Here is a 21565-nt window from a genome sequence, read left to right on the forward strand (position 1 = left end):
CACGAAAGTCGGAGCCAGCGGTGCCAGCGCGGTTTTGCTTTCTCCGCATTGCTGCCTGGCGATAGATGCATTTTTGAAATTGGAATGTTGATGAGAACGTTAGGATTGATTGGTGGAACTTCGTGGCATTCGACTATCGAGTATTACCGTGAGATAAATCAGGCAGTCAATGAGCACTTCGGAAACAATACCAATCCACCGCTGATGCTGTACAGCTTGAATCAGTTTGCGATCCATGCGTTTCAACGAGAAGGTCGCTGGGATGAGATTGCCAGGTTGATCTCGGACGCGGCCGAGCGATTGGAGAAAGGCGGCGCGGAAGGGTTGATGTTTTGCGCGAACACGCCGCACAAAGTTTACGAAACCGTCCTGACAGCAGTGAACGTTCCCATCATTCACATTTGCGATGCAACCTCGAAAGCGATTCAGTCGAAACAGATTTCGAAAGTCGGATTAATTGGCACGCGATTCACAATGGAGGAGTCCTTTATGGTCGATCGCTTTGCTGCCAATGGTGTCGAGGCAATCGTGCCCGAATCAGCGGCTGAAGTCACCGAGCTGCATAGGATCATTCAGGAAGAGCTGACTTTTGGGAACATCGAGTCCCGTTCGAAATCCTTCGTCCATCGGGCAATCGGATCGTTGATCCAGCGAGGCGCTGAAGGCATCGTGCTTGGGTGTACCGAGTTTCCGCTGATGTTTGCGGCTGGAGAATTGCAGGTCCCGACTTTCAGCACAACGGAAATTCACGCCAGAGCAGCCACTGAATTTGTGCTGGCGGACTAACTGAGATGCTCACGCAGCCACCAGAGAAGATTCGCCATCCGGTCGCTGTGTTGCCGTTGTCGTCGTGCCATTCGGTTTGTTATTTCGCGTTTTCCAGGTGCCGCTTCAAGGCAACAAAACCGTTTGGCTTTGGTACGATCTTGATCCATAGCGGAAGGTGGGGAGTCGATCTGAATCGAAAGATGATCTCGTTGGATAGCATGGCAAAATCAATTTGAGTCTCCAAAAGCTTATCAATGTCGTATCCAAATGTGACTGTTTCAAACTCCGGTACGTGCAGGGCGATTGGGGTGATCGACAGGTTGGAGATTGAATCCACGATGACTCTCATCGTGTCGGCACCAGTTTCATCACCGTCTATTTCCGGCAGGCTATAGAGAACCTCACTCCAGTCCGGGAATTGTTCCAGCGAAATTAGGTGACGCAGATCTCTGGTGGAAATTTGGGGCAAGTCAGTCGTTTTACTGTTCAATGCCGTTTCGTATGCCTTCAGATTGAAAATGCGAAGCTCTTCGCGTGCCACGTCATCTTCTCGTCCGTGATCCGGGTTCGTGAACCAGATTACGCTGTGGTCAGCAATTTTTCTGACCGCGATCGTGGGGACTCCACATTGGTAGCAGTAGTCGCATTCATGAAGTGTAATTTCCGGCGACGAAGCATCAAAGAAAGCGGCCTGCGTGGTGATTTTGACGCCATCCAGGAAGACGTGCACAAACTCCACTTCCGCCATGCCGTCCAGTCCAGGCGTTTTCGTTTCGGTTTGAATTTCCAAACGCATCATTGAGCGAACGACCAAAAGTTTACAGGTAGCCGAGCGAGGATAAATCGTGTTTCCGTGCCGCACGAAATGCGCCGCAAGTGGTCGCTACTTTGACAATGTTACGATCGGTGGTCGCATGTGCAGATTGTATACGCGATAAAGATCGGCTCGACTTTCTTTAAGTTTGTCTGCATCAGGAAACGAATAGGTTGTTTCGATTTCCAGATTCAGGCGGACGCGTGAACCATCCACGGTTTTCGTTGGAAACGCGTCGAAGCGAGCCTTCACTTCGCGGAACTCTGCCGGCAAGTCGCTGGCATTGCGAGAGTCAAAATTGCGAACGATGGTCATTTCAATCGCACCGCCTGGACGGATGACCATTTTTAGTGGTTTGTTGTCATGAATGATGTCGTAAGTGATCACGCCATCGACTTCGGTTCTGGAGCACTGCTGGTCCATGATGTTGGAAGACGCCAGGATTTCGCGGCTGGTTCGCTGCGGCGAAGTGCGATGCCGAACCATGCCAGCGTCGGGAACAGAAACTTCCGACGCAACGGTGGTGGTCGCAAGCTTTGGCAATTCAAGGGTTTCTTGCGCGACTCCGTAGGGCGTCAACAAAAATGAACAGCCGAGTGAGAGTGCAATCATTCGTTTCATGGCTTCTTCCTGATTAGTAGTCGGGCTTTCGAATGGTCAGCAATGTAGCGGTTGTGATCAGAGTGGCCGAACCGAGTTGGTAGCTTTGGTTTAGCACACTGTTATCTGGCCGTTAAGTTTGCTTCCCGTTCCATCGGTGGCCACAGCTACTGCAGGCGATCTTACGCGATACAAACGGCAACGGAACTCCCAGAAGTAGAATCGACAGGAATATCAATTTACGGTGTAGTCTCTCACGATGTGTGTCACCTGATCCACATGCCGGACAACAATCTTCACGTTCCAATTTGTCTGTTCTGTCCGGTCCAGTTGGAGAGACGTTTTCACTTGAGAGGGATTCGCTGAGTATTTGTGCTGCCTGTTCTGCGTCGTCCGCCGCAACCAAAAGTTTGACGCCGCCAACTGCATTTGCGATCATCCAGTCCATCGCGATGTGGTGTTCGCCGTCGAGGAACGCAGTGATACCGGCAGTTTCAAGTCTGTTTCGGGATAGATGGGCAATTATTGGATCGTCGTAGGTCGCGACTTTGACCAGCGATAAATTGGGCATGGGGAATCCTGTGTTTCGAGATGCCCTGTGTTCGCCGCAAGTCATTCGATATTGGAGACCTGATGCAGAATGTGATTGAAACCCATTTCAAGGCGTGGTTGAAACATTGGCCGGAAAGTGTGAGGTTTCTGCCAGAACGCGGTGCTACGAACGCGGACCATCGTTCGTAGTGGTCGCCTGGTCTCTAGCCGATTGGCGCGATGTAATACCGGCTGGAGATGCCTTCGATGTCGTGAAAGTAATAGAAGCAATCCGGATCGACGTCTTGAATTGCGGCAATCATTTGCGACAACTCTTCATGCGTAATGATGGTTTTTACGATGTGGAACGAATCGCCGCTACGCCCGCCGGTCCCTTCCTGTACCGTAAAGGTGCGATGCTCTGATGTTGAGGCAATTGCGGCACCGACAGTTTTGGGCTGACGAGTGATGACCGCCAACATGGTAATTTTGAATTTGCGATACAGATTGTTTAGCGTCTCCGCCGACGCGAAAATGTAGATACACGTATACATCAACGTGTTCACGACCGTTTCGAACTGGCCGTTCTTGATAAGGTCCAGTGTGAGTCCGAACGCAGTGGATCCGATTGAGGCGATGATCGCAATCGACCCTACGGGTTTCAGGTACTTAATCGCAAAGTAGGCGCCCAAAATGTCTTCGTCACCAGTCGATCCGCGGTTGGTGAAAGCCATCGCTTTGGCGACACCGGCAAGGATGCCGCCAAAGAGAACCAGGATGATCCTCTCGTTCTGCGGTTCTGGTTGCGCGAACCTGAAATCCGGGAGGACAACGAGCGCCAGAACGACGGTGCCGACGACGACCAATGACCGAATCGCAAACAGTCGACTGACGCGTTTGTATGCAAAGACCAGTAGCCCGGCTTGAAACAAAACGTAGAGAGCAATGAACAGCCAATAGCTTTCAAAGTAGTACGAAAGTGCAGTCGCAACGCCTTCTGTACCTGTCAGAATCACTTTGGACGGAAGGACGAAATATTTCAGCGCAACGGCGTACATCAAACCAGCGAGTACGATGAGGCCGTAGTTGATCACTAGCCGACGCATTGATTTTGTTTGTCCTTAATGGCTGAATCGATTTCCAGTTTGATCTGTTGTCCGTACACGCCGGCCGCGGATTCGCTTACAACCACGCCTCAGTGGCATTTCCCATGGTTGCTGTTCAATTTACAGGGGCTGCCCGATCCGAATCAGGTTGCCGTTGAGGTCAACGATTGCGAATTCTCGCATGCCCCACGGTTTGTCTTCGATTTTGTCCATTCGCGGAATGCCTGATTGATTCAGCTTCAGCTTGGAAAACACTCGGTAAGTGTCGTCAACGTCCAGCACGCGGACATAGCAGCCTGCCGATGAGCACGCAGGGTCGAGATCCGGTTGAGCGAAAACGTGCAACTCAACGGTGCCACGGGTCAGGATTGCATAGTGGTGGGGCGCGCCCCAAATTTTTGCGTCAAAGCCTATCGTCTTGTAAAACGCGACGGTGTCGTCGATAGATTTGCATGGCAGTATCGGGATTGCAATGTCATATTCGTGCATAGGTTGCGATTCATATTTCTTTCGTCGGACAACGCATCATGTCGCTACGAAAGAGGAAAGAAGACTTGAATGGAGCAGATGATGCGACCGCAGAGCAATGGTCAACGTGACAGTGTGCCTGGTCACCTGTTTGACGGATTCGGTTTAACGCTCTGTTAGCTCGATAGCACGCTCTGTTAACTCGATAGCCGGTTGGGCTCAATTCTATCGGTTTGGCCCGGCGAAGTCGAGTTGTCAGCCTTGGCGTTTGTGACATTGATCACCTTGTAGTTCTCTCTCAGGAACACGAGGTAGGCCAGAATCACAAAGATGCCGTTGAGGGTGACGATCCACGATTGAGTCGAATCTGAGATCGTAAATCTATCCGAAACAAACAGGCTAGCCGCCATCAGCAAGTGGTTGATGGCGAGGACCAGCATCAATCCGAGCATTGGCGTTCCTGCGGCCTTGCCGGGATGGAAGCCATTTGCTGCTGCCGTTTTATAGAACGAACGTGTTGAGATTAGGGCGACGATCGCCATTAGAAGCATTTGCATTCCCGTGCATGTGGATGACGCGGTTTGGTTGACTCAGATACCTTGCGATCATTGCTTCCAGGATTCGCCTTCGGTTAATTCGGTGCAGGGTACTGTTCGATGACTATTTCGAGTCGCTTTGCAATTTGTCCCAGTCAGTCAATCTCTCAATGTACAGGTAAGATTCGACGAACAAGCGGTGCTTGTCATCACTCATTTTCTCAAGCAGTTCCAGTGCGGAAATGTAGCTTGCGAGATTTCCATTGGACGAAAGAAATTTGCCGTCCTCCACGAAGCTGATTTCCTGATCATCCTGGACTTTCAGAGCAGGGTACTTTTCCTGTAAATCCTTACCGCCGCCGATGTACGTGACGATCTTGCGGCCGTCTGCAATTCCTGATTCGCCAATCAATTGAGAGCCGGCGCAATTGCTCATCGTAAATTCAGAATTGACGTTCTGTTTTTTAATAAATCGAACGATCTGTTGATTGCGAATGGTTTCAGTCATGTCATAGGCGCTCGGCACGACCAGAACAGTGAGTTTTGGGCAATCGGCAAACGTGTAGTCGGGAAGCATCCGCAAACCGCTTTCGGTTGCAACAGGCTGCAAAGTTTCCGCCACGGTCACGACATTGAACAGTTGCGTTCCATCTTCGCGAGGTTTTGAAAATACGTCGATCGGTGCGGTGACCTCCGTCATAAGGACATCATCGAACAGGATGACTCCAATTGTTGGCAGGTTCACATCAAACGTCGTTCGCTGAGCGCCTAAATTGATGACGCAAGATTCGCCTTCCGACGACTGAAGACCGGCCTCTGTAGACAACGTTGGTGACGCGGGCGCATCATTTCCGCTTTGTGGCAGTTCGCGCGATCCACATCCAAATGCGGCGATCAGTAGCGGAACCAGGAGGATTGCGATCTTCTTCATTGCGAATATTTCATGTCAAACGGTGAGAATTGATTTTCGGCGGCATGGTCTTCGCGTTCATTGAACCGTTAGAACGATGTCCATTTGAACTTTCTCGATTCGCGACCGCGATACATCACGCTGGTTGTCCGTTGGATTTGATCTGTCAATTATTGATCTGTTTCTTCGATGCTTCATTGTCCGGTGCTTTCTTTTCCAACGCGGCCTTGAGACGATTCATCGAGTACTCGTTGGCCGGTTTGAAGTGGGCACGCATTTTTTTGGATGGTTCGGTGTCATTGTAACCCAGCCCAACGATGGTGATTTTCGTTTTTGTATCGGAGACTTTTTCAAAGTAGAAAATGGACCACGTTTCTTTCGCCGCGTTTTCGAATTCGAAGCCTTTCGGAAATCCGGTTGCCTTAATGGAAAGCTTGCGTTGAGGGTCATGGCAGAGGATCGTATTCTCGATCGTCGTTTCATCTCCAAGCTTTCCATCCTTCGCATAGTTCGCTCGCCACTCGCCGCCGACCCGGAAGTCAATATCCGCCAGTGGAGCCAACCACGATTGAAGACCTTCGGTCGTGGTGAACGCATTCCAGACAAGGTCAACGCTCGCCTCAATTTCAAACTCGTCCGCAACTCGGACATCCTGCCCAATTGCCGATTCGTAACAGAACAGAGTCGCAGCGAGCGCCAATATGACATGTCGCATCATTTTTTTGTCTTTCGAATTGCAGGACAACCGCGTGGTTTCGAAAACCTGCAATATACCAGATGCAAAACCCAAGCTCAAAAGTTTTGCCAGAGGTCGGGTACGAACGCCGGACAAACGGATCGCCCGAGTATTCAAACGGGCGCTATAGAAGTACCGGCTATTTCCGGATCCCAAGATCGCTCAGTTCAGACTCACTCAGGTTCTCACATTGCCATTGTCGTCGTTTTTCCAACGCGCTGCGGTTTTGCTCGTCGAAACGCTCGTCATCCGTTTGCTCAAGTATGCCAAACATGACGTCAAAGAACACCTCGGACGGTGAACGCGGATCTGTGTTCCGGCTTGCGGTGCATCCGGACGACACCAGTAAAATTATTGCCGCAAATGACGACGTAAGCAATGAAATTCGAAACATGCAAAGATCCTCCATCCGAGAAGTATCCAACCGCAGCGTTGGCGTCAATACAGAACGGAATGCATCGGTTACTGGAAACTTCAACGCCAACAGTTTCCTGGTTGATGGACGGGAGGCTTGCTGCATCCCAGTGAGGCACGCAGTACCTATTCCAATTCCCAATCGTGATCGATCTTCATGATGCCGTGGATGCCCATGCCGTACATGTCGATTGGCGGACCGACGATGCGAAAGTTTCCGCAGCCACTGCGGCGGTGAAAGAACTCCGTCGTCTCGGGTCCGAATAGAGAAATGTTGAAATGGTAGGCGCCCAACAACAGTTGCAGATCCTTGAAGGCCAGGGTGATCACGCGGCCGTCAGGGTGCAACTGCGGATCGACGTCGAAGCGGACTTCCTGGTAAGCCGTTGACATCGAAGCGACTACGCCGACCGAAGGCGAATTCAATGCCACGATCACGCGTGCATTCTTGATCAGCTTCTTGGACTTCAATCGAATTCTGACTGCCAGAGAATCGCCGGTTTGGAATTCTGTATTTTCATTGCCCTTGGAATCGAGCACGGTGACTTCTGCGATTTCGGCATCGCGGGACTCTTTTTGCAAACGCTCCGTACGCACCCGTTCGCTCGCGCCAAGGATTTCTTCATACACCGCGCAGCCCGCGTCGAGGTCGCCGTCGTGCACGATCCGGCCGCGATTGAAAACAACCGCACGCGTGGCGACTCGCTGCAGCATCCCTACCGCGTGCGTGACCAGAATGATCGAAACGCCGCTGGCGACCAGTGTGCGTAGATGCTTGAAACACTTCATGCGAAAGCCAACGTCGCCGACCGCCAGGACTTCGTCGATCAGCAACAGTTGCGGACGAAGGTTCGCGGCCACGGAAAACCCCAGCCGGATGCGCATTCCGGAGCTGTACGTTTTCACCGGAGCATCGATGACGTGATGCAGTTCCGCAAAATCCACGATCTCGTCAAAGACTTCATCGACATCACGTTTGGTCATGCCCAGCACGGCCGCGTTAATGTAGATGTTTTCTCGGCCGGAAAGAATTGGATTGAATCCGGTTCCCAATTCGATCAGGGCTCCGATCTTTCCCCGGATCTTGATCTCGCCTTTGTCCGGCTTGATCAGGCCGTTGATCATCTTCAGCATCGTGCTCTTGCCAGCCCCGTTGGGTCCGATCAGCGCGACGCATTCGCCAGGTTCGATCTTGAAGCTCGCGTTGCGGACAGAGTAAAACTCGCCCGGTCGCAGTTTTCCTTCGGCCCGATCGGCACCGCGACCAATAAGCTCTTTCCCCAAGTCGTGCAGTCCGTAGCGCATGGCCCGTTTCAGGTTGCGACAGAAAACCTTGGAGACATCGTTGACGTCCAAAATCAAATTCGAATTGTCAGGCTGCTGGCTCATGGATCAGTACGCGTTCATCCGTTCGACGATGACAGGAATGGAGATTCGGAACACGGCCAGGCCGATCAGAAAAATCGGAATCGAAACAGCGGCCACGATCAAACCGGGCGTGACAAACGCGGACTCGCCAAACAGCGTCAGGTCGCGGCCCAGCACGATCAGCGGTGCCGCCGGGTTGAGCCACACCAGCAGTTTCGTGTTCGGATCGGCTTGCAGCATCTTCGCCGTGATCGGATAGATAATAGGCGTGGTCAGCATCCAGAACGGAGTCGCAATTCCGATGAATCGGCTGATGTCCTGATACAGCGAACCCACGGGCATGATCAGCATCCCCAGCCCGGAAGCGAACAGGATCATCAAAAACGCGATCGGCAGCGCCCACAACATCTGGGGCTCTGGCACAACCTGGTACCACAGAAACGCCGGGATCAGCAGCAGCGATCGGATCGCAAAATCAAACAGGACTTCTCCCAGCCCGACCAGCAACAATGACTCTCGCGGAAAACGTAGCTTCGCAATCATGCCGCGGTTCTGGTTGATTACCTTCAGCGGCATTTGAAAGGCTTCGATGAAAGTCTGCCACAGGATCATGCCGGTCAGAATGTAGACCGTCAGCGGAATCTCGACGTTGCCACCAAGCTTGAACACGCCCTGATGTCTAAGGAAAACCCAGATCGCCGTATTCGCAATCGGAGGCAGGAACGCCCAGAACAACCCCAGGAATGTCTGACGATACAGGCCACGCAAATTTCGTAAGAACAGACGCCAACCGAGTTCACGCCCCGACCAGAAATCGTTGGCAATGTTTTGGAACATTTCCAACGGGCTTTTGATTTCAGACTGCGAGTTGTAGACCGTCAGCTGATCGCTGGTTTGTATTTCCAGTTTCGGCAGCATTTCGTCGCCAGGATCGATGGTCTCGTCGCTGGCGTAGGATTCGGCGGTCGGTTCAGTCACAAGGTCGGCAGTGCGATGTTTGAAATTGGGATGCTGCAGATTCTAGCTTAATCGGTAACGGTGCCCCATGCGGGTTCGCAATCGGCAATGCGGGCCTAGGCCAGCCCGCCGCGAATCAGATCGTGCAGATGAATGATCCCCACGATTTTTCGGTCGGGATCGACCACGGGCAGCACCGAAATGTGACGGCTTTCCATCAGGTTGAGCGCCGTCGCCGCGAGATCGTCAACCGAAGCCGCAGCAGGTTGGCGACTCATGAACGCAGCCACGCTTTCGCCCAGCGGATTGGCCAGCGAGTTCGCCGTTGATTCGAAGATCCGTCGCACGTCACCATCCGTCAAAATGCCGCTCAGGCATCCAGCATTGTCCTCGACGATCACCGTGCCCATCTTCTTCTGGCTGATCATTTTGATGGCGTCGCCCAGCGAGCAGTCTTCTGTGGCGATGGGCAACTGCTCGCCCGCGTGCATCAAATCGACGACTTTCAGCAGCAGCTTTCGGCCAAGGTTTCCGCCCGGATGAAAGATCGCAAAGTCTTCTTTTGTGAAGCCGCGGAGGCGAATCAAAGCCACCGCCAATGCGTCGCAGCAAGCCAGGGCCACCGTTGAACTGTTCGTTGGAACCAGTGAATCCGGATCGGCTTCGGACTCAACACTGGAATCGATCACGATCGTCGACTGACGCGCCAACGAGGACTTCGTTCCGCCAGTAACGGCAATGATCGGCAGCTTCAGCCGTATGAAAAAAGGAATCAGTTCAAGGACTTCTGAAGTTTCGCCACTGTTGGAGATCGCCAGCACAACGTCGTCGGCGCCGACGATTCCGAGTCCTCCGTGGATCGCGTCGGCCGGATCCAAAAAGATCGCTGGCGTTCCAGTGCTGGAAAAAGTGCCAGCTGCTTTTCTCGCGATACAGCCCATCTTTCCCATCCCGGTCACGATCAGCCGGCCAGTGCAAGTCCCGATCGTTCGGATCGCGGCGACGACTTCCGGGCCCGCTCGTTTCGCAGCACGCTCAATCGCCGCAGATTCGCTTTTAAGTACGTCATCGAACCAGGCGTGAATCGTGCTATCGTTTTGCTCGGTTGAATTCAAAGGATTTCGTTGTCCGTTTTGCAATCGAAAATGGGCTGTATTTAAAAAGCGTACTGACCGTCCTCATCTTACCCAATATCAAAATGATCTTGCTCGAAAAGCGGGCTTTATGGTATCGAACACATTAATCGCAGCGCGAAACTCAGCTCGCTGAGTCCAATTTGCGCCCAAAATACACGATGGCAAGGACGCTGTCGAAGATCGTGCACGGTCTGAGTCTCGGCGTCCGCCCATGGATTATCCAATCGACCGGATGGCACGATGACTGAAAACGAAACGACAGATCAGGACACGAGCGAGACGACCGCTTCGCGTGGGAACGGTGCCCTCATTGGACGCTTTCTGGCCGTCGGACTGTTCGTCGCACTGGGCACCTTCGCCGTCATCCAGTCACTTTCTGGCGAGCGAATTCCAGAAGATCCAGGCACTGACAAACCGGGGGCTGACTCCGTGGTTGCCGAAGCTGAAGATAAAGATACCGACGTCAAATCGATCGTCGACGCTCCAGTCATCAAACGCAAGGAAACGTTTGGAGGTTCCGTCGCCAATACAACGCCGTCGATGAAAGACAAGCCGAACCCAAACGGTCCGAGCAAGTTCGCCAAAACGTTTAAGCCAGCAACCACTCCCGCGACAATTACCAAGCGGCAGGCTCCGGGAACGTTCGACAGACCCACGATCTCAACCAGCCAAACGAAAACTCCGCCGCCCAACCGAATTGCTCAACTGGAAACCGGATCGGCACGCAACACCTTCGGCATTGGAGGACCGGCAACGACTCCCGGAACGGCTGTCCAGAAAACCATTGGCGACGCCGCGAAGAACCTGAAGGATAAAGTCGGCGACGCAACGAGCAGCGTTTCCAATCGCTTCAATCAGATGGGCAATAGCCTGAAAGACACCGCCGGCGACGTGACCAATCGAGCCAAATCAACTTTCGGTTCAAGCACGGCTTCGCGATTCGGTGCGCCGAGCCAGACGAAGGCTCCGGAGGTCGCTTCCAGTGGCTCGCCGTTCGGGCAAAAGTCACCTGAAATCAAGCAAATCGAAGCCAAGCCGACGCTCGACTCCATGCCGGCGACGCGTCCTTTCGCCGCAAGCCAACCCAAACCCAGCGGCTTTCAAAGCAAGTCCTTGAATCCGATCTCAAGCACCTCACCACAGCAAACTCGGACGCCATCTGCGACTCCGGCGACTCGTCCAGGTTCGACATTTCCGCCCTCGAAATCTTCTGCTGCGTCGACGCCTGCCAGAAATCCGTTTGGGCAAAAGCCGACTGTTCAGTCTTTGGACAGACCGTCCACCGGAGGCTTGAATGCCAAAACGAGCAGCACGTTTCAGAACTCAGGTAGAAACACTTCGCTTTCGCCGAGCGGCCAGACGCGAATGCCAAATTCCGCCTCGCAACCCCGAACTCAAACTCCGGCTCGAACTCAACTGCCATCCGCATCGACTCGGCCGCCCATGGTCCAGGCCAGTCGCGTCAGCTCGAAACCTGGCGATCGTCAATTCGAAGGCGTGCAGTCTCCTTCGATGATCATTCAAAAGTTCAGCCCGAACGAAATACAAGTCAACCAAACGGCTGACTTCGAAGTCAAAATTCGCAACGTCGGCCGCGTCTCGGTGGACGACGTTCTGGTTGTCGATCAGGTTCCCGAAGGAGCCCGATTCATTGACGCCAATCCAAAACCTTCGTCTCAGTCCCGCAACGGCGAATTGCAGTGGCAGTTGGGGACCATGAAACCGGGCGAAGAGCGTACGATTCTGCTTCAGCTTCAGCCAACGGTTCCTGGTGAAATCGGCAGCGTCGCTCAGTTCTACTTTGGCGGACGCGCCTCTAACCGAACCAAAGTGACCCAGCCGAAGCTCACGATCACTCACACCGCTGATCCGAAAATTCTGATCGGCAACAACGTCGAATTCGACGTCACGGTGGAAAACACGGGCAACGGACCGGCTCATGATGTCATCATCCAGGAAGAAGTCCCGGAGTTGCTTGAGTTTCAGGACGGATCGCGGGAGCTTGAATACGAAATTGGAACGCTGATGCCGGGCCAATCCCGTCGAGTTCGACTAGGTTTGCGAGCGGCTCGCGTCGGACGTTTACGCAACGTCATGTTTGCATCCGCCAAAGGTGGGCTTCAGGCAAAACACGAAACGGATGTCGAAATCATCGCGCCGAAACTGACGACGTCCAGCGAAGGCCCAACCACACGGTACATCCAGCGACAGGTGGCTCATACGTTCACCGTTGGCAATCAGGGAACAGCTGCGGCGACGAATCTGCGACTGATCGCACGGCTTCCGAGCGGACTGCGATTCGTCAGTGCCAACAATCGCGGACAATACGATCGCAACTCGCACGCTGTCATTTGGCAGATGCGTGACTTGAACGCGGGAAGTTCGGGAGACGTCGAAGTCGTTACCTCGCCGGTTGAAGCCGGAGAACAGAATATTAAGTTCGAAGCTGAAGCGGATTTGAATCAAAAATCTGAGACGATGCAGAAGCTCAACGTGTTGCATCTGGTCGATGTGTTCTTCGACATCGATGATGTGGTCGATCCGATTGAGATCGGAGCGGATACGCGTTACCGAATCAGTCTGGTCAATCAGGGAACGCAGGCTGCGACCAACGTGCAGCTGCAAATTGATTTTCCGTCAGGCCTTGAGCCGACTTCAGTGGACGGCGATCTTCGAAACCAGATTCGCAATCAGCAGGTTCTGTTCGAGCCGATAACCAGTTTGCGACCGGGTGAAGAGCTCAATGTGATCGTGCAGGCGAAAGGCCGCGCCGACGGTGACCATCGCGTCGTCGTGACGATGAAAGCCGGTACGCGGGCGACTCCGGTCAGCAAAGAAGAAACCACACGGGTTTACTCAGACCGCTAGGATCAAACGGGCTGAGTCGTTGCCAGCAACGTTCTCTTTTGAACCAGATTCGGTATCATGACGTTCCACAGGATGACCCTCCTAACGGAATGAACTTTGAAACCGCCAACGATCCAACGAATTTTTCTGGGGCTGCATCAGCCGCCACTGCTGACGGCAGCAGAGCGACTGTTTGAGTCCGGGTTTGCGAAATTAAATTCGTCGCAATCGACTTCGGCCGGTGCGACGCTTGACATGTCCAATGTCCTGATCGTTGTGCCGACCACACGAGCCAGACATCGGCTGATGCAATTGCTGGCTGTGCAAGCTCAGGAGCGTGACGCCGCGTTTTCGCCGCCGGAAATTACGACGCTGGGGAGTTTCCCGGAGTATCTCTACACGCCGGAAAAGCTGCTGGCGACCGATTTGGCTCAGCAGATCGCGTGGTCGCGTGCTCTTGAGCAAACGCCCGACGAAGAAATCGAATGTCTCACCGGGCGGGCGGATGTCGAAGACCTCAAAGACTGGCAACCGCTGGCGAGGTTGCTTTCGCGATTGCACACGCGATTGGCCAGCGACGTGTGGAGTTTTCGAAGCGTCGCTCGTGAAGTCGCCGAACTCGATGGCTTTCTGAAAAACGAGCTTGAGCGTTGGGAAGTGCTTCGCGAAGTCCAGAATCGCTACTATCAGATCCTTGGCAAAGCCGACCTGTGGGATCGCCAGGCGGCTCGCAACTACATCGCCGCCGCGGGGCTGAAGGATGATATCAAAGAAGTCCGTTGCCGCACTGACAAGGACGTCGTGTTGGTCGCGACCGCCGACATTAACCGTAGCATCGAAGGCATGTTGGCTCAGTTGACCTCACAAGTCACCGTCATGATTGCGGCCGACAAATCGCATGCGGATCGCTTTGACGAATATGGAAACTTGATCACGACTCAGTGGCTCGAAGCTTCCGTTGCCGTGCCGGACGACAAGATTCTGTTCGTGGATGGGCCAGCCGATCAAGCCGCCTGTGCAGCTCACTTTATCACGCACCTCGACAGCGATTACTCAACCGATGAGGTCACGATCGGCGTACCGACTGAGGAGCTGATTCCTCAGCTTCAGCGAAGTATCAACTCGATCGAATTGACGCATCGAAACCTTGCAGGAAAACCGCTGGGTGAAACAGCTCCGGTTCGTTTGATGTTGGCTTGTCGCGAATACTTCAAGCAACAGGACTACAACGCGTTCGCGATCCTGCTGCGGCATCCCGACATGTATCGCTGGCTGACCGAGCAATTGGGCGACGATGAGAATTCCGTAGACGGATATCTGGATGCGTTGGACGACTATCAAAACAGAAAGCTGCCGGACTGGATTCGAATTGGCGACGAGAGTCCGTTTGGCGATCCGGCGAAGATAGCAAAGCGATTCACCGAAGGCGACGCGGGCTCAAAAAAGCGAGCCGGTATTGAGGCCGATAACGTTCGGCTGTTGAATACGGTTCACCGGTTGATCGCCAGCCTGCTGCGTCCGCTCGACAAACCACCGCAGAAGATTTCGAAGTGGACCGAGCCCTGGTCGGATATTCTGATTGCGATTTACGGCGAACGTGAACTTGATCGCAACATCGCGCTTGACCAACAGACTTTGTTGGCGTGTCAGGCCATGCACACGGCGTTAGCGAACCATCGGCATGTCCCCGCCGAATTCGGCACAACGTGTTCGGCGGTTGAAGCTCTCGAGTGGGCGTTGGAAGCGGCTTCGGATCAGCGAGTCGTCGATCCGCCGATCATCGACGCGATTGAGTTCGCCGGTTGGCTCGATCTGCCGCTCGATGACGCGCCGGTGATGGCGATCGTGGGCATGAACGACGAATATGTGCCGACTTCCGAGTTCGGTCATCAGTTTCTCCCGAACAAGCTTTGCGAACAGCTTGGCATACTTGACAACAACCGGCGATTCGCGCGTGATGTCTACGCGTTGACCTTGATTACTTCGGTCCGAGATGACTACCTGTTGATTTCCGGTCGAAATAACGCGTCCAAAGATCCGCTCAAGCCCAGTCGGCTACTTTTCACGCAGGACCAACAGACCTCTGCCCAGCGTGCTTATTCGTTTTTCAGTTTCGAAGGCAAGGATGAGAACAACTTTTGGCTGTTCGAAAAGAGTCTGGCTGAGAAAACGACGACGCAGCAGTTTTCGGTCCCGCGGCCTCATATCGTAAAACCGATTGATTCGATGCGAGTCACGCAGTTCAAGGATTATTTGAAATGTCCCTATCGTTTTTACTTGCAGCACGTTCTGCGGCTCGACGAAACGGCAGACGACTGGTCAGAAATGAGCGGCGGAACGTTCGGCGATCTGGCTCATGATGTTTTGCAGTCGTTTTACGAAGCCGACATAAAAGAGTCGAAAGACGACGAGGAGATTTTCGACTGGTTGAGCAAACAGTTGGATCACGAATCAGGGATTCGATTTCCCGGATCGCGTTTGCCGGCGCTGCGGATTCAACTGGAGCAGCTTCGCGGTCGGCTAGAGAAATTTTCTACGCTGCAAGCCGCACAGCGTCAGGAAGGTTGGCAGATCGTTAGCTGTGAGGAGTTGCTGTATCACGAATTGATGGTCGACAACGAACCGTTCACCATTCGCGGAAAAATTGACCGCGTCGATCGGCACGAAGTCACCGGCCAGGTTGCGGTCTGGGATTATAAGACTTCCGATTCTGGCAACGATCCGCAGAAAGCTCATCTGAAGAACAAGCAATGGATCGACTTGCAGTTGCCGCTTTATCGTCATCTGGTTCGCGAAGTCGACATCATCAAAGGCGCCAATTTGGACGACATCTCGTTGGGCTACATTTTGCTGTCCAAGAATTTGAACGATATCAAGTTCGCGAAAGCTCGTTGGGATTCGTCGATGCTGGACTATGCGGACAAGGAAGCGTTTCGCGTGATCCGTGACATTCGAGCCGGCGTGTTTGGGCCGCCCACCGATCCGCCGCCGATTTTCTCGGAAAAGTACGCTGCGATTTGCCAGGACAACGTGTTTGAACGCGACTCGATCGTGGCCGCTGAGTTCGGGTTCGCAGCCGAGGAGGCGCCGCCATGGTAGACAATCGCATTCCCACGGAGACCGCTGGGGTTTTTGAGAACATCGTCATTCGTGCGTCGGCGGGTACGGGGAAAACGTTTCAGCTTTCGAATCGCTATTTGAATCTGCTGGTTTCCGGAGTCGACTGTCAGGAAATTCTGGCGACGACGTTCACCAAAAAAGGTGCCGGCGAAATCCTTGACCGGATCATCCAGCGACTTTCGAAAGCTGCTCTCTCAGCGGAACACGCGTCGCGGTTGCAGTCCGAATTGGGCGTTCCGTTGGAGCAGGATCGGGCTGCCGAGGTGCTGCAAAAACTGCTGCGGAACTTGCACCGGTTGGAGATTGGAACGCTCGACAGCTTCTTCAATCGTGTCGCCCGGGTGTTTTCGCTGGAACTCGGTTTGCCGCCGGCTTGGGATATCGTTGACGAACAGCAGATCGAAATGTTGTCTCGGCGGACGATTCATGACCTGCTTCGACAGAAAGACGTCGCAACTTTGTTGCCGTTGGTGGCCAAGGGAGAATCCAGCCGCAAGATCGCGACGCTGGTGCGCGATGTTGTGAAGCAAATGTACATGATTCGCCGTGAATCACAGCCCGAAGCCTGGGATCGTCTGGAGGAAGTGAAGACGTTTCTCAGTGACGATGAATTGTCCGAAGTGACGGCGCGGGCAGAGGCGATGAAGTTCGACAAGAAGAACCTCACCAAGACCTGGGACGCCAAAATGGTTCCCATGATCCAGCAGGAATCCTGGAGCGATCTTGCGGAACAGACCTGGTTCGTCAACGTGCTGGAAGGAACGGGTCGGTACGGACGCACGATTTTGCCAGAGGAAAACATTGCGCTGGTGCAGGCTTTGATTCGCCATTGCCGCGCGTGGATTACAACGCGGCTGATCAAACAGAACCGAGCGACGTGTGCGTTGCTGGGGTTGTACGGAGAGCGATTGGAATCGATCAAGGCCGAGATGGGGCAGATGCGTTTCGAAGACGTCACCGAAAGGCTGGTTGAGTTCGTGGCGATGTGGAACACGGATCGATTCGCGTTTCGTCTGGACCACCAGATTCGACATTTGCTGCTGGACGAGTTTCAGGATACTTCGCCGACTCAGTGGAACGTCATCGAGCCGTTCGCGAAAGCCGTTTGCCATTCGAATGATCCGCTGCGATCTTTCTTTTGTGTTGGCGACATGAAGCAGGCCATCTTTGGTTGGCGCGGCGGCGTGGCGGAGATTTTTGACCTGGTCGAACGAAAACTGGATGGGCTGGACAAAGCCGAACCGCTTTCGACAAGCTACCGTAGCTCGCAAGTCATCATCGATTTCGTGAACGACGTGTTCATGCACTTGGACGACTATCAGAGCGATAGTGAAGTCGTCAATCGCGCGGTTCATGGCTGGGAAGAGTGGTTCAATCTGCATTCCACGGCGAAGAAGGAACTCGGCGGTCACGTCACGGTCGAGTATGCGTCTGACGCGACGCTTGAGACGAAAAAATCTGCCGGCAGTGAAGGGTTGGTCAACAACGAACGCAATGAGAATCTGAAAATTTCCACTGTCGAGCGTGTGCGGCGACTGCACGAGACGCTTCCGGCGGACAAAACGATCGGCGTGCTGGTTCCGACCAACAAGGAAGTCGGCCAGCTGATTTTCATGCTGCAGTCGGCCGGCATTCGGGCGTCCGAAGAAGGCGGAACGGCGCTCACGGATTCCGCAGCCGTCGAAATCGTGCTGTCGGCACTGAAGTTGGCGGACCATCCCGGCGACAGCATCGCTCGCTTTCACCTTTCGCATTCACCACTGGCGAAAATGTTCGAACTGGAGCCCGAAACGGTCGAAAACCAGTCCGCAAACCGAACCGCTGCCGTCGAAGGAGCGGCTATGCTTCGTGAGCGGTTGGTGCAGGAAGGCTACGGTCCGACGATCGAGTCTCTGGCCAGAACGCTGGCTCCGAGTTGCACGAAGCGCGAGCTGCTTCGGTTGCAGCACCTTGTTAGGCTGGCTTATTCGAATCGATCCGACAGTCAACGCTGGTCGATGCGCCCCAATCGGTTCGTTGAGTACGTTCGCGAGGAAGTCAAAATTGCGGACGCAAGTTCGGCTCGCGTTCGCGTGATGACGGTGCACAAATCAAAAGGCCTCGAATTCGACGCCGTCGTGTTGCCGATGCGATACCTGAAAAACGGCTGGCTGGGCCATACGCCACCGTTGATCGTCGGACGCCCAACGCCAACCGACGATATCAATATTGTGTCGCGATACGCCAACGTGCACCATCGCAAACTGTTGCCTGATTCGTTGCAGGAGATTTTTGAAGACGATCAGGAACGCACGGTTCGCGAACGGATGTGCAATTTCTATGTCGCTGTCACCCGAGCTGTTCATTCGTTGCATATCGTGTGTTCTTACGGTCACAAGCCGCACGGGAAAACCGAAGCGGGGGTTTTGTTGGCGTTGCTTTGTCCAGAGTTAATCGAAAAAGGCGAAGGGCGGAAGAAAGACAAAGTGGTCCGCAAAGAAGGGCTGTTGTACGAGCGAGGCGATGCGAACTGGTTCCAGGCTGAATCCGGGGACGCGGCAAAAACGGATGAAGGCATCGATTCGGCTGTAGTCAAACAATACTATTCGCAAAATCTCACGAACAATCTGTACCGTCCGCTTTCACGGGCCGCGAAATCTATGCGTGGGATGGCTCGGGTGCGGCCGTCGATGCTCGAAGGTGGCAATCGCGTCCGGCTGAGTGAAACGCTGACTTCTCCAGACCGCGAAATGGCGCTCGAGTTCGGCGAGCTGATGCATTGTTGCTTTGAGCAGATTCGTTGGCTTGACGAAGGCGAGTCAATTTCTGACGGCGAGCTTCGAAAGCTGCTTAAAGAAAAGTCGCCCGGTTCCGGCCAAATCGAAGCCGCGATCAAAAGGTTTCGTGAACTGCTGCAATTTGACAATCTGAAAAATCTGCTGTCTTCGTCTTCCGTCAAAGAGCAGTACGTCATTCCCGATCTGGACGCAACGGAAGCGTCTGGTTCAGCCAATCGGATCGAAGTCCACACCGAGAAGCGATTGGCGGTGTTGATGGATCAGCTGGATCACGTCGATTCGGATTCCGGTTCTCTGATCGAAGGCACGGTGGATCGCCTGGTTTTGGTCTATGAAGACGGCCAGATCGTTGCCGCGGAGATTATCGATTTCAAAGTCGATCATATTGACGACTCAAATTTGACGGGCCGAATTGAGTTTTATCGCCCGCAGTTGACGGCCTATCGGGCTGCGGTTGAAAAGATGCTTGGGCTGGCTGCGGATCGAATCGCCACGCGTCTGGTTTTTGTGCAGTCTGGGCAAGTGATTCAGGTGGACTCGCTGGACCACTCGGTCGACAACAGCACGGACCTGAAGCTGCCTCGCAAGAAGAAGTTGAAACCACCCAAGGCCGCGACGAAGCGACCGAAAAAGGAAGCGTCCGAAGTCCAGCAGACTTTCTGGTCAGATGACGTTGAGTAGGCCGCGATAAAAAGTCTGTCGAATTCGTGAGTTCGCTGCAATTCGGAAGAAAGTTTTTCCGCACACTTGCGTCCAAGACCAATGTTGCCGATCCTGTGATGTTTCTTGCCCCGCGATGCTTCCCAAACTTCTCTGTCTGGTTTCATGTACCAAGTTCTGATTGTCTACTGCGTTCTCATTATCATCGTCTCGACGGTGGGCGGATCGCTGCCGTCGATGATGAAACTGACGCATCGCAGGATTCAGTTGGTGCTGAGTTTGGTCGCTGGTGTGATGTTGGGCGTGGCGCTGTTGCACCTGCTGCCGCTGGCGATTACCAAACTGGGTTCGGCAGAGACAGCGTTGGTGGTTTGCCTGTTCGCGCTGTTGTTCATGTTTTTCATGGTGCGGCTGTTTCACTTTCACCAGCACGACCTGGCGGTCGATACCGAGCATCAGCACAAACAAAAAGAACTTTGCGACAACGAACGCGACCATCACCATGTTCACTGTGACCACCATCACGGAGAAAAAGATTTTAGCTGGGCCGGGCTCTGTTTCGGGCTCGCGATCCACACGCTGATCGACGGTTTTGCGTTGGCAGCGGCGACGATGTCCGAGCATTCGGTTTGGGTCGGATTTGGCGTATTCCTGGCAATCTTTCTACACAAGCCGCTCGACGCGATGTCGATCACCAGCCTGATGCACGCCAGAGGTTGGACCGTCAATCAGCAGGTCGTGGTCAGCCTGATTTTCTCACTCGTTTGCCCGATCGGTGCCGCGTTGTTCTACTTCGGAGTTTCCCAGTTCGCGGCCAGTGAAATTGTGCTCGGATACTGCCTCGCCTTTTCAGCCGGAATTTTCCTGTGCATCTCGCTTGGAGACCTGTTGCCCGAAGTTCACTTTCACGCCCACGATCGAATGCAACTGTCCACGATGTTGCTGTTGGGAGTCGCCATCGCGTTCGGCATCGAATACTTGCCCGGCCACCGGCACACCCCGACGGATGCCCAGATCGATCGTGTACCGGTGAGCGTCGAAGCGCCGGTGGACTCATCCGTCGCGGTTGATGGCGCGGATTGAAATTGGCAATGACTGGTCGCCCACGCGTATCGTTTCTTTACGGAGCGATGCGGAATCGAGTCCAGTCGCCATCATTTCCTCGCTGATAGACCACGCGATCGTGCATTCGATCCAGTCGCCCCTGCCAGAATTCGATGACTTCTGGAGTCAGTCGATAGCCGCCCCAGTCGTCAGGCAGCGGAACCTCCTGACCGTCGTATTTCGTTTCCAACTCTGCCCGAATCTGCTCCAGCTGTTCGCGGGACTCAACTTTTTCGGATTGCCGTGACGCCAACGCGCCAAGCTGCGAACCGCGCGGTCGGGAGTGGAAATACTTCAGCGAATCTTCTCGCGATGTTTTGACAGTGCGACCTCGCAGGCGAACTTGCTGTCCCAGCCAAGCCCAGTGAAACGTTACCGATGCATTCGGGTTTTCGGCAAGCTGTTGCCCTTTGGTCGAACCGTAGTTGGTGTAAAACCGGATCGAGTCCTCGTCGAGGCCCTTGAGCAGCACCGTTCGCGACGTCACGATTCCATCCAGGCCAGCCGTCGCCAGGATCATCGCATTGGGCTCGAACCATTGATCCGGACAATTTTCGGAAGCGGTTGTGATCCAGTTTCGAAACGTAATCAACGGATTCGCGTCAAGCGTCGACTCTTCGATGCCGTGCGTTTCGTATTCTTTGCGAAGCTCTTTAAAGTCCATTGTCTCTCAATCGTCGTTCGTTTGCCGCTGCCCTTGCCATCGCGTGACC

17 protein-coding genes are annotated in these 21565 nt (G+C 53.9%); 5 read left to right on the forward strand and 12 right to left on the reverse strand.

Annotated elements, in window-relative coordinates; all coding sequences use genetic code 11:
• Positions 1-90 precede the first annotated feature (90 nt).
• Entirely contained in the window at positions 91-786 is a 696-nt protein-coding gene (locus MFFC18_RS06510) for an aspartate/glutamate racemase family protein (RefSeq protein WP_075083252.1), read from the forward strand.
• Between the two features lie 79 nt (positions 787-865).
• Here the strand turns inward: MFFC18_RS06510 and MFFC18_RS06515 are convergent, their stop codons facing one another.
• From MFFC18_RS06515 to MFFC18_RS06565, 11 genes are all read right to left on the reverse strand, one after another.
• A complete protein-coding gene (locus MFFC18_RS06515) occupies positions 866-1567 on the reverse strand; it encodes a hypothetical protein (RefSeq protein ID WP_148618686.1) in 702 nt (233 codons plus the stop codon).
• 84 nt (positions 1568-1651) lie between these two features.
• Positions 1652-2203, reverse strand: coding sequence for a hypothetical protein (locus tag MFFC18_RS06520; protein WP_075083137.1), 552 nt, complete (start codon positions 2201-2203; stop codon positions 1652-1654).
• 112 nt (positions 2204-2315) lie between these two features.
• Positions 2316-2753 (reverse strand): putative signal transducing protein, encoded by a 438-nt coding sequence (locus tag MFFC18_RS06525; RefSeq protein ID WP_075083138.1) that lies wholly within the window; start codon positions 2751-2753, stop codon positions 2316-2318.
• 184 nt (positions 2754-2937) lie between these two features.
• Positions 2938-3819, reverse strand: a complete 882-nt coding sequence (locus MFFC18_RS06530; RefSeq protein ID WP_075083139.1) for a YitT family protein — start codon at positions 3817-3819, stop codon at positions 2938-2940.
• Positions 3820-3939: 120 nt separating this feature from the next.
• Positions 3940-4308, reverse strand: coding sequence for a bleomycin resistance protein (locus MFFC18_RS06535; protein ID WP_075083140.1), 369 nt, complete (start codon positions 4306-4308; stop codon positions 3940-3942).
• A 176-nt stretch (positions 4309-4484) separates the two neighbouring features.
• A complete protein-coding gene (locus MFFC18_RS06540; RefSeq protein WP_075083141.1) occupies positions 4485-4844 on the reverse strand; it encodes a hypothetical protein in 360 nt (119 codons plus the stop codon).
• A 103-nt stretch (positions 4845-4947) separates the two neighbouring features.
• Positions 4948-5754, reverse strand: a complete 807-nt coding sequence (locus tag MFFC18_RS06545) for a DJ-1/PfpI family protein (protein ID WP_075083142.1) — start codon at positions 5752-5754, stop codon at positions 4948-4950.
• Positions 5755-5899: 145 nt separating this feature from the next.
• Positions 5900-6451 carry an SRPBCC family protein gene (locus MFFC18_RS06550; RefSeq protein ID WP_148618687.1) on the reverse strand — a complete coding sequence of 184 codons (552 nt, stop codon included), beginning with the start codon at positions 6449-6451 and terminating at the stop codon, positions 5900-5902.
• Positions 6452-7009: 558 nt separating this feature from the next.
• Complete coding sequence (locus MFFC18_RS25885; protein WP_075083145.1) at positions 7010-8272, reverse strand: ABC transporter ATP-binding protein; 1263 nt, start codon at positions 8270-8272, stop codon at positions 7010-7012.
• Between the two features lie 3 nt (positions 8273-8275).
• On the reverse strand, positions 8276-9229 hold the full coding sequence (locus MFFC18_RS06560; RefSeq protein WP_075083146.1) for an ABC transporter permease: 954 nt from the start codon (positions 9227-9229) through the stop codon (positions 8276-8278).
• A 95-nt stretch (positions 9230-9324) separates the two neighbouring features.
• Positions 9325-10323 carry a KpsF/GutQ family sugar-phosphate isomerase gene (locus tag MFFC18_RS06565; protein ID WP_148618688.1) on the reverse strand — a complete coding sequence of 333 codons (999 nt, stop codon included), beginning with the start codon at positions 10321-10323 and terminating at the stop codon, positions 9325-9327.
• A gap of 261 nt (positions 10324-10584) precedes the next feature.
• On the opposite strand from MFFC18_RS06565, the gene MFFC18_RS06570 reads away from it, so the two are divergent.
• The 4 genes from MFFC18_RS06570 to MFFC18_RS06585 all read left to right on the forward strand — a co-directional run bounded on the left by MFFC18_RS06570 (position 10585) and on the right by MFFC18_RS06585 (position 20831).
• The gene (locus tag MFFC18_RS06570) at positions 10585-13212 is read left to right on the forward strand and encodes a DUF11 domain-containing protein (RefSeq protein ID WP_075083147.1); all 2628 of its coding nucleotides are present in this window, start codon (positions 10585-10587) and stop codon (positions 13210-13212) included.
• Positions 13213-13308: 96 nt separating this feature from the next.
• Positions 13309-16290 (forward strand): PD-(D/E)XK nuclease family protein, encoded by a 2982-nt coding sequence (locus MFFC18_RS06575; RefSeq protein ID WP_075083148.1) that lies wholly within the window; start codon positions 13309-13311, stop codon positions 16288-16290.
• A complete protein-coding gene (locus MFFC18_RS06580) occupies positions 16284-19769 on the forward strand; it encodes a UvrD-helicase domain-containing protein (protein WP_075083149.1) in 3486 nt (1161 codons plus the stop codon). The genes MFFC18_RS06575 and MFFC18_RS06580 overlap by 7 nt, the downstream gene beginning before the upstream one ends.
• 144 nt (positions 19770-19913) lie before the next feature.
• Positions 19914-20831, forward strand: coding sequence for a ZIP family metal transporter (locus tag MFFC18_RS06585; RefSeq protein ID WP_075083150.1), 918 nt, complete (start codon positions 19914-19916; stop codon positions 20829-20831).
• Between the two features lie 37 nt (positions 20832-20868).
• On the opposite strand, the gene pdxH is transcribed toward MFFC18_RS06585, so the two are convergent.
• A complete protein-coding gene (pdxH, locus tag MFFC18_RS06590) occupies positions 20869-21516 on the reverse strand; it encodes a pyridoxamine 5'-phosphate oxidase (RefSeq protein WP_075083151.1) in 648 nt (215 codons plus the stop codon).
• Positions 21517-21565 lie beyond the last annotated feature (49 nt).

It is taken from the genome of Mariniblastus fucicola, from assembly GCF_008087665.1.
Taxonomy (GTDB): domain Bacteria; phylum Planctomycetota; class Planctomycetia; order Pirellulales; family Pirellulaceae; genus Mariniblastus; species Mariniblastus fucicola.

Bases quoted from the DNA above. Each gene is read 5' to 3' on its own strand.
- MFFC18_RS06550 (WP_148618687.1), bottom strand. From the start codon at position 6,451: ATGATGCGACATGTCATATTGGCGCTCGCTGCGACTCTGTTCTGTTAC.
- MFFC18_RS06510 (WP_075083252.1), top strand. From the start codon at position 91: ATGAGAACGTTAGGATTGATTGGTGGAACTTCGTGGCATTCGACTATC.
- MFFC18_RS06540 (WP_075083141.1), bottom strand. From the start codon at position 4,844: ATGCAAATGCTTCTAATGGCGATCGTCGCCCTAATCTCAACACGTTCG.
- MFFC18_RS06570 (WP_075083147.1), top strand. From the start codon at position 10,585: ATGACTGAAAACGAAACGACAGATCAGGACACGAGCGAGACGACCGCT.
- MFFC18_RS06580 (WP_075083149.1), top strand. From the start codon at position 16,284: ATGGTAGACAATCGCATTCCCACGGAGACCGCTGGGGTTTTTGAGAAC.
- MFFC18_RS06520 (WP_075083137.1), bottom strand. From the start codon at position 2,203: ATGAAACGAATGATTGCACTCTCACTCGGCTGTTCATTTTTGTTGACG.
- MFFC18_RS06585 (WP_075083150.1), top strand. From the start codon at position 19,914: ATGTACCAAGTTCTGATTGTCTACTGCGTTCTCATTATCATCGTCTCG.
- MFFC18_RS06545 (WP_075083142.1), bottom strand. From the start codon at position 5,754: ATGAAGAAGATCGCAATCCTCCTGGTTCCGCTACTGATCGCCGCATTT.
- MFFC18_RS06535 (WP_075083140.1), bottom strand. From the start codon at position 4,308: ATGCACGAATATGACATTGCAATCCCGATACTGCCATGCAAATCTATC.
- MFFC18_RS06530 (WP_075083139.1), bottom strand. From the start codon at position 3,819: ATGCGTCGGCTAGTGATCAACTACGGCCTCATCGTACTCGCTGGTTTG.
- MFFC18_RS06515 (WP_148618686.1), bottom strand. From the start codon at position 1,567: ATGATGCGTTTGGAAATTCAAACCGAAACGAAAACGCCTGGACTGGAC.
- pdxH (WP_075083151.1), bottom strand. From the start codon at position 21,516: ATGGACTTTAAAGAGCTTCGCAAAGAATACGAAACGCACGGCATCGAA.
- MFFC18_RS06525 (WP_075083138.1), bottom strand. From the start codon at position 2,753: ATGCCCAATTTATCGCTGGTCAAAGTCGCGACCTACGACGATCCAATA.
- MFFC18_RS25885 (WP_075083145.1), bottom strand. From the start codon at position 8,272: ATGAGCCAGCAGCCTGACAATTCGAATTTGATTTTGGACGTCAACGAT.